Annotated in this window: 9 protein-coding genes; all 9 read left to right on the top strand. The window is 40.6% G+C overall.

What is annotated here, in order from left to right:
• Positions 1–315 precede the first annotated feature (315 nt).
• On the top strand, positions 316–1,080 hold the full coding sequence (locus A3IA_RS0106895; protein WP_018380590.1) for a (S)-acetoin forming diacetyl reductase: 765 nt from the start codon (positions 316–318) through the stop codon (positions 1,078–1,080).
• 203 nt (positions 1,081–1,283) lie between these two features.
• A complete protein-coding gene (locus tag A3IA_RS0106900; RefSeq protein ID WP_018380591.1) occupies positions 1,284–1,985 on the top strand; it encodes a histidine phosphatase family protein in 702 nt (233 codons plus the stop codon).
• Entirely contained in the window at positions 1,975–2,739 is a 765-nt protein-coding gene (locus A3IA_RS0106905) for a M15 family metallopeptidase (RefSeq protein ID WP_018380592.1), read from the top strand. The genes A3IA_RS0106900 and A3IA_RS0106905 overlap by 11 nt, the downstream gene beginning before the upstream one ends.
• A 1-nt stretch (position 2,740) precedes the next feature.
• Positions 2,741–3,337, top strand: coding sequence for a glucosaminidase domain-containing protein (locus A3IA_RS0106910; protein ID WP_018380593.1), 597 nt, complete (start codon positions 2,741–2,743; stop codon positions 3,335–3,337).
• Between the two features lie 125 nt (positions 3,338–3,462).
• A complete protein-coding gene (gene hrcA, locus A3IA_RS0106915) occupies positions 3,463–4,497 on the top strand; it encodes a heat-inducible transcriptional repressor HrcA (protein ID WP_018380594.1) in 1,035 nt (344 codons plus the stop codon).
• A 26-nt stretch (positions 4,498–4,523) separates the two neighbouring features.
• Complete coding sequence (gene grpE / locus A3IA_RS0106920; protein ID WP_018380595.1) at positions 4,524–5,069, top strand: nucleotide exchange factor GrpE; 546 nt, start codon at positions 4,524–4,526, stop codon at positions 5,067–5,069.
• A 362-nt stretch (positions 5,070–5,431) separates the two neighbouring features.
• Positions 5,432–7,255 (top strand): molecular chaperone DnaK, encoded by a 1,824-nt coding sequence (dnaK, locus tag A3IA_RS0106925; RefSeq protein ID WP_018380596.1) that lies wholly within the window; start codon positions 5,432–5,434, stop codon positions 7,253–7,255.
• A 182-nt stretch (positions 7,256–7,437) separates the two neighbouring features.
• Positions 7,438–7,698 (top strand): hypothetical protein, encoded by a 261-nt coding sequence (locus tag A3IA_RS13320; protein WP_018380597.1) that lies wholly within the window; start codon positions 7,438–7,440, stop codon positions 7,696–7,698.
• Between the two features lie 6 nt (positions 7,699–7,704).
• The gene (locus tag A3IA_RS13685; protein ID WP_018380598.1) at positions 7,705–7,899 is read left to right on the top strand and encodes a GNAT family N-acetyltransferase; all 195 of its coding nucleotides are present in this window, start codon (positions 7,705–7,707) and stop codon (positions 7,897–7,899) included.
• Positions 7,900–8,517: the final 618 nt, after the last annotated feature.

Below are 8,517 nucleotides of genomic sequence, written 5' to 3' on the forward strand. Positions count from 1 at the left end.
TGTTTTTCAATATACCTCGTTATTGGGCGCTTACAGTCTTTTGACTCAACTTTGCTAGATGGTCACTTTCGACTTGCCCTACTCATACTCTTTGAAAATCAAAAGTAGACCTTGTTGACTTGAGTTGATGACCTTCAGTTCTATCTGCATCGGCATCGCCTAGTCTGCTTTTGATTTTTATTGAGTATCAAGTACTGTTCTGCGTCTTTTTGTTTCTTGTTCTGAAAGTTATTCATGTGATTACAAAAACGCTTGTATTTATTTTTTATAGTTCTATAATGGGGGATATAGCACATAAGAAAAGAGGTAATGTATATGAATAAAGTTGCTATTGTTACTGGTGCTGGGCAAGGAATTGGCTTTGCAATTGCTAAGCGTCTTCATGCAGATGGGTTCAAAGTTGGTATTTTGGATTACAATGAAGAGACGGCTCAAAAGGCTGTCGAGGCTCTGTCTGCCAAAGATGCTTTCGCAGTAGTTGCAGATGTTTCCAATCGTGATGAAGTGTTCGCCGCCTTTGATAAAGTCGTTGAACATTTCGGTGATTTAACCGTTGTTGTTAACAATGCCGGAATTGCACCGACAACACCTCTTGATACCATTACCCCTGAACAGTTTGAACGCACTTTTGCTATCAATGTTGGGGGAACCATTTGGGGGGCTCAAGCAGCACTCAAGCATTTTAGAGCTTTCGGTCACGGTGGAAAAATTATCAATGCAACTTCTCAGGCTGGCTGTGAAGGAAACCCCAACTTGACTGTCTACGGTGGTTCTAAATTTGCGGTTCGTGGTATTACCCAAACATGGGCTAAAGACCTAGCAGCAGAAGGGATTACAGTAAATGCCTATGCGCCAGGTATTGTAAAAACCCCTATGATGTATGATATTGCGCATCAGGTTGGTAAAAATGCCGGCAAAGATGATGAATGGGGTATGAATACTTTTGCTAAAGACATTACCTTGGGACGTCTTTCAGAACCTGAAGATGTTGCCAATGTTGTTGGCTTCCTTGCGGGAGAAGATTCAAACTATATCACAGGTCAAACAATTGTCGTTGATGGGGGTATGGTCTTCCACTAAGAAATCCTCTTGATGGGAAAGTCGTTTAAAACGGATTTGCGTTTTATGCTTACTGAAACGATTAGTCAAGATTTCACTTAAATAATGAGTTAATAACCTGTCACCTATGGCAGGTTTTTTGGTGTACAAAATGCCCAAGAACGTAGCTCCCTATCGCATTGCTACCATCTTATGGTATAATGAAAGGAAGAATGGAGGTTATCATGACAGAAACGAAATTGTACATTGCAAGACACGGAAAGACCATGTTCAATACGATTGGTCGTGCACAGGGTTGGTCTGATACCCCTCTGACTGCCTTTGGTGAAGAAGGTATCCGAGAACTTGGTATTGGCTTGAAAGCGTCTGGCATCCCTTTCAAAGCAGCATTTTCAAGTGACTCTGGACGTACCATGCAGACCATGGAAATCATCCTTCGTGAAACTGAAAATGAAAATCTTCCATACAAACGTGATAAACGTATTCGTGAATGGTGCTTTGGTAGTCTAGATGGCGGTTACGATGGGGATCTTTTCCAAGGTGTCCTTCCAAGAACAGTTGCCTTTGCGGACGGTCGTTCACTAGAGGAAATGCCCTACTCAGACATTGCTCAAAGTATCGTTGAAGTAGATACAGCTAACTGGGCTGAGCCATGGGATGTTTTGAGTAAACGTATTTATGATGGTTTTGAAGCTATGGCAAAAGAAATTGAAGCCCAAGGTGGTGGCAATGCTATTGTTGTCAGTCATGGGATGACTATCGGTACTTTTATGTGGTTGATCGATAACAATCAAGAAAAACAAAGCATTGACAATGGTAGTGTTTCAGTCGTGACTTATAAAGATGGCAAATTTACTATTGAAACGGTAGCGGATCTATCATATCGTGAAAAGGGAAGAGAGATTATTGACGCGAATGAGAAGTAAGTTAGGAAAACAGGCTCTAGTCATTTTGGGACTTGCTTTTTTAGTCATGATCGGAGCACTAGTTTGGTTCAGCGGTCAAGGGGAATCTCGTCATTCAAGTGGAAACACAGCCATCAAACCAACCAAGCAGGTTTCTGAAAAGAAAAGCACATCAGAAAAAAAATCACAAGATTCAGCTCTGCCCAGAGTCTCGCCTTCTGATTGGGAACTGGTCTTGGTTAATCGCGAAAATATCACACCAGAGCTCTATCCTGAATTGGAAACGGTTGATAATATCACTGTAGATAGGCGGATTGCTGAAAATGTTAGGAATTTTCTAAAAGCAGCTCAGGAGGTAGACCCTGCCTTTCATTTGATTTCTGGCTATCGTAGCGTTGCCTACCAAAAGGAATTATTCCAATCTTACGTCGATCAGGAGAAGGCGAGCGACCCCAGCTTGAGTGATCAAGAAGCTGAGAAATTAGTTAAAACGTATTCACAACCAGGGGGAGCAAGCGAACACCAAACTGGTTTAGCCATTGATTTGAGTACCGTGGACGCTTTAAATCAAGCGGATAAGTCTAGTATGGAAAAAATTCATAAAATGGCACCTGACTATGGTTTTGTCCTTCGTTTTCAGGAAGGAAAGACAGCCTTTACCGGTGTTGGTTATGAAGATTGGCATTTTCGATTTGTAGGGAAAGATTCTGCGCGCTATATGACTGATCATGGCTTGACTTTGGAAGAATATATTAAGCAATTGAAGGAGAAGTAGAGTGAGACGACGTTTTAAATTTTCATTTTTTATTAGTCTTGCAATTGCTTTTGTATTGATTGGCATTTTGCCACTTGCTTTGAACTACCGTAGCTTATCAGCAGAGAAAAAAGTCGCAACCGGTCTGGATAATGAACGTTTTATTGAAAAAATAGCTCCTGAAGTTCAAGAGCTATCAACATATTATGGGATTAGACCGTCTGTTTTAATTGCCCAAGCAGCTTATGAATCCAACTTTGGTCAGAATTTGTTAGCCGCCAAGTATCATAATCTCTTTGCTATTCCTGCTAAACCTGGTGATGATAGTATTCGTTTGAAAAATATGGAGCGCAACGAAGGCAATATTAGTGAAGTCGAAAGAGATTACGTTATTTACCCATCATGGAATCATGCTTTGGAAATTTATCTAGCAGGGCTTAAAGATGGTAGTCTCGCCAATAAAAATTTGTATAAAATCCTAGCGACCGCTTCGAGTATCAGCGTGGCAACCCAAGCCTTTTACCGCTATGACTTTACGCAAGATGATGATTATGCTAATCAATTAGAACGCATTATTAAAGAATACAATCTAGAAAAATACGATAAACAGGCTAATTAGCACTCTTACAAAAAGAGTGCTAATTTTTTGAGTTTTTCTCTTGACTTCCTCTGCTAGAGGTGTATAATTAGAAATATAAATTAGCACTCATAACAAAAGAGTGCTAAAGCGTGAAGGGAGACCCCATGATTACACCAAGGCAAAATGATATTTTGAATTTAATCATTGAAATGTTCACCCAAACGCATGAACCAGTCGGTTCCAAAGCTTTACAAGCTTCGATTGATTCGAGTTCAGCAACCATTCGTAATGACATGGCTAAGCTGGAAAAACTTGGTTTTTTGGAAAAAGCTCATACTTCTAGTGGTCGCTTACCGAGTCGGGCTGGCTTTCAATACTTCGTTCAAAACTCTTTGAAATTGGAAAGTATTGATGAGCAGGATGTTTATCAGGTTATTAAGGCTTTTGATTATGAAGCTTTTCGCCTAGAAGACATTTTTGCCACAGCCAGTCATCTCTTGGCTGATTTGACCGGTTACACCTCTGTTATTTTAGACGTGGAACCCAAAAATCAGCGTTTGACTAACTTTGAAGTCGTGCAACTGTCCAATCACGACGCACTAGCAGTGATGATGCTGGATGATTCCAAACCAGTGACCGTTCAGTTCGCCATTCCTAAGAATTTCCTAACCAAAGATTTAGAAACCTTGAATGCCCTGATTAACGAGCGCTTTCTTGGTAAAGCTGTACTTGATATTCACTACAAGCTCTTGACAGAAGTGCCACAAGTCATCCACAAGTACTTTAGCACTACGGATAACATCTTGGACTTGTTTGACTACATTTTCCAAGGCCTTTTCCGTGAGACTGTCCTTATTTCTGGTAAGGTAAATGCTTTAACCTATGCGGATTTAGCAACCTATCAGTTTTTGGATAATGAGGTTAAGGTGGCTACTGAAATGCGTAGCAGTTTATCTGAGGAAGAACCGACCACTATTCAGGTTGCAAACAGTAGCGAACCCGCCCTTGCTAATCTTACAGTCATTCGACATCAGTTCTTGATACCGTATCGAGGCTTTGCACTCTTGAGTTTGATTGGACCGGTCGAGATGGACTATCGTCGCGCGATTAGCTTGATTAATGTGGTTAGTCGAGTCCTAGCCTTGAAGCTAGCTGACTATTATCGCTATTTAAGTGGCAATCATTACGAAGTTAACTAAGATATAAAATAAAAAGAGGTGACAACGTGTCAGAAGATATTAAAAATGAAGAAATCGTTGATGAAGCGATTGACAATGAAACAGTCACTGAGGAAATTGTTGATGAAACCATTGAATCAGAACAAAGCACCGAAAAATCAGAATTAGAATTGGCTAATGAACGCGCTGATGACTTCGAAAATAAATACCTTCGTGCGCATGCAGAAATGCAAAACATCCAACGCCGTGCTAGTGAAGAGCGTCAAAGTTTACAACGCTACCGTTCACAAGATTTAGCCAAAAAAATCTTGCCAAGTCTTGACAACTTAGAACGTGCCTTGGCTGTTGAAGGATTGACAGAAGATGTCAAAAAAGGACTTGAAATGACGCGCGATAGTCTGCTTCAGGCGTTCAAAGAAGAAGGTGTTGAAGAAGTGCCAATGGATGCATTTGACGCAAACTTCCATATGGCTGTTCAAACCTTACCAGCTGACGATGAACACCCAGCAGACACCATTGCAGAAGTCTTCCAAAAAGGTTATAAATTGCATGATCGATTGTTAAGACCAGCAATGGTGGTGGTTTACAACTAGCTATTTCTGATGCTTGCTAAAGCAACTCATCAGAAAACGGCAAACGCTATGGGCGAATTGCCTAAGCTATTTACTAGCTCGCGATTAAACTAAATTCGATTTTAATCGCTCACGTCGTAATAAACGACTTGACCGCAACGTCATAAAACTATAAAGTCGTAAAATGAAAAGCAAGCCATAGGCATGCTAGTATGATACTTTCCACAATGGCGAGTGTAACAGAAACTCAAGTTACTGTTACGAAGAGAATTTTGAACTTAAAATTTCAAAATTAAACAATGACACGACATAGTTCGTTACTTGTGTCTCAACTACATGGGGAAACTATCAGAAAAGAAAATAATAATAAAAGAGGGAAAAAAATGAGTAAAATTATTGGTATTGACTTAGGTACAACTAACTCAGCTGTTGCAGTTCTTGAAGGAACAGAAAGCAAAATCATCGCTAACCCGGAAGGGAACCGTACAACACCTTCAGTAGTATCATTTAAAAACGGTGAAATCATCGTTGGTGATGCTGCTAAACGTCAAGCAGTAACAAACCCAGAAACCATCATCTCAATCAAATCAAAAATGGGAACGTCTGAAAAAGTTGCTGCCAACGGTAAAGAATACACACCACAAGAAATTTCAGCCATGATTCTCCAATACCTTAAAGGTTATGCTGAAGACTATCTTGGTGAAAAAGTTGAAAAAGCTGTTATCACAGTTCCAGCATACTTTAACGATGCGCAACGTCAAGCAACAAAAGACGCTGGTAAAATCGCCGGTCTTGAAGTAGAACGTATTGTCAACGAACCAACAGCAGCAGCGCTTGCCTACGGTCTTGACAAAACAGATAAGGACGAAAAAATCCTAGTATTTGACCTTGGTGGTGGTACTTTTGACGTTTCTATCCTTGAACTTGGTGATGGTGTCTTCGACGTACTTGCTACAGCAGGTGACAACAAACTTGGTGGTGACGACTTTGACCAAAAAATCATGGATTACTTGGTTGCTGAATTCAAAAAAGAAAACGGTATTGACCTTTCATCAGATAAAATGGCTCTTCAACGCTTGAAAGATGCTGCTGAAAAAGCTAAAAAAGACCTTTCAGGTGTTACTCAAACACAAATCAGTTTGCCATTTATCACAGCAGGTGAAGCTGGACCTCTCCACTTGGAAGTATCATTGTCACGTGCGAAATTCGATGACCTTACAAGCGACCTTGTAGAACGTACAAAAACACCAGTTCGTCAAGCTCTTTCAGATGCTGGTTTAGCCTTGTCAGAAATTGACGAAGTTATCCTTGTTGGTGGTTCAACACGTATCCCAGCTGTTGTTGAAGCTGTTAAAGCTGAAACTGGTAAAGAACCAAACAAATCAGTTAACCCTGATGAAGTTGTTGCCATGGGTGCTGCTATCCAAGGTGGTGTGATTACTGGTGATGTTAAAGACGTTGTTCTTCTTGACGTTACGCCATTGTCACTTGGTATTGAAACAATGGGTGCAGTCTTTACAAAACTTATCGACCGTAACACCACAATCCCAACATCTAAATCTCAAGTCTTCTCAACAGCAGCAGATAACCAACCAGCCGTTGATATTCACGTTCTTCAAGGGGAACGCCCAATGGCAGCAGATAACAAGACTCTTGGACGTTTCCAATTGACTGATATTCCTGCAGCACCTCGTGGTGTGCCTCAAATCGAAGTGACATTTGACATCGATAAAAATGGTATCGTTTCTGTTAAAGCCAAAGACCTTGGTACTCAAAAAGAACAACACATCGTTATCAAGTCAAATGACGGACTTTCTGAAGAAGAAATTGACCGCATGATGAAAGACGCCGAAGCAAACGCTGAAGCAGATGCTAAACGTAAAGAAGAAGTTGACCTTAAAAACGAAGTTGACCAAGCTATCTTTGCAACAGAAAAAACAATCAAAGAAACTGAAGGCAAAGGCTTTGATACAGAACGTGATGCGGCTCAATCAGCTCTTGATGAATTGAAAGCAGCTCAAGAATCTGGCAACCTTGATGATATGAAAGCTAAACTAGAAGCTCTTAACGAAAAAGCTCAAGCTCTTGCGGTTAAAATGTATGAGCAAGCAGCTGCTGCACAACAAGCAGCAGGTGGAGCAGAAGGCGCTGAAAACGCAGACGCATCAGGTGATGATGTTGTAGACGGAGAGTTTACGGAGAAGTAACACACCCAAACTGATGGCTACTCAGGTAGCTCATCAGTTAACGGTTACCGCTATGGCGGATAACCTAGGTGTCTTACTAACTCGTCAGCAAAATGTTATCGATTTTGCTTCCTCGTGTCGTAACAATGTCTTGTGGGCAGAACCTTGATAGCAAATGAAAGTTGTCCAATTCGGCGGATTCTATGTTGAATTTGGAAGCAGTAAATGGAGAAAATATCTGGGATATTTTAAAATTAGATGTTTTTGAAGAACAACAAGAATTTGTTGCCAGCAATTCGATTAGTTTGTCAGAAGCCTATCTGGTTCTCACGCAACAAACAGAAGCCCAAGTTTTCCCATTTGGAATCTACGACTCCAATACTTTGGTTGGCTATATGATGATAGGCTATGGAGAATGTTGGCAAGATGCACCTTCTCTTGCAACTGAAAATGATAACCTTTGACGTTTGATGATTGATAAAAAGTATCAAAATCAAGGTTATGGTAGACAAGCTGTTAAAGTAGCTATCCAATTTGTTAAACAATTTCCATGTGGATCCGCAAACTATTTTTGGTTATCTTACGAACCTGAAAATCAAGTTACCAAATCTCTGTATTCTTCCAGTGGATTCTATGAAACTGGTGAACGAGATCATGGTGAATAGATTGCAAAACTCGATTTAGAAAAATAGACACATCCAATTACAGAGGTTGTAACCCAGCCTCTGTTTTTGAGGATATGGTAGAAGTCGGTCAGCGATGCATTGCTTGCGCGGTTTTATCGCCGTAAGATTGCTGAGAGTTGGTCGCAACTATGAAGGGATTGAGTCTGTCTACGGCTTCAGCGTTCTCCATACGTTCAGTGTAACTTGTTGGTCGCAACTATGAAGGGATTGAGTCTGTCTACGGCTTCAGCGTTCTCCATACGTTCAGTGTAACTTGTTGGTCGCAACTATGAAGGATTTGAGTCTGTCTACAGCTTTTTGAAAACAGCTAACCCATTCCTAGCTGCCATCATCTTTATCGGGCTTCCTACTTTTTCTTTGAGTCCGTTTGACGGCTTAACATCTTGGTACAATTGAACGCGAGCAGAAAGCTGGTTCCTATTCCAATATTTTATAAGAAAGGATATATGGTTTAAGTAAATGAACCCGCCCTAAAAGCTGTGTGGAAAAGCTAAATTGTTTAGAAAATCAGGATTTTCTGCCGATTTCCTATTTTATTTCTTTGAGACGAAATTACAGAAAGGAATACAAGTGTTCTTAACTGAACACGGGCTATGG

The sequence above is a fragment of the Streptococcus thoraltensis DSM 12221 genome (assembly GCF_000380145.1).
GTDB classification, from domain to species: domain Bacteria; phylum Bacillota; class Bacilli; order Lactobacillales; family Streptococcaceae; genus Streptococcus; species Streptococcus thoraltensis.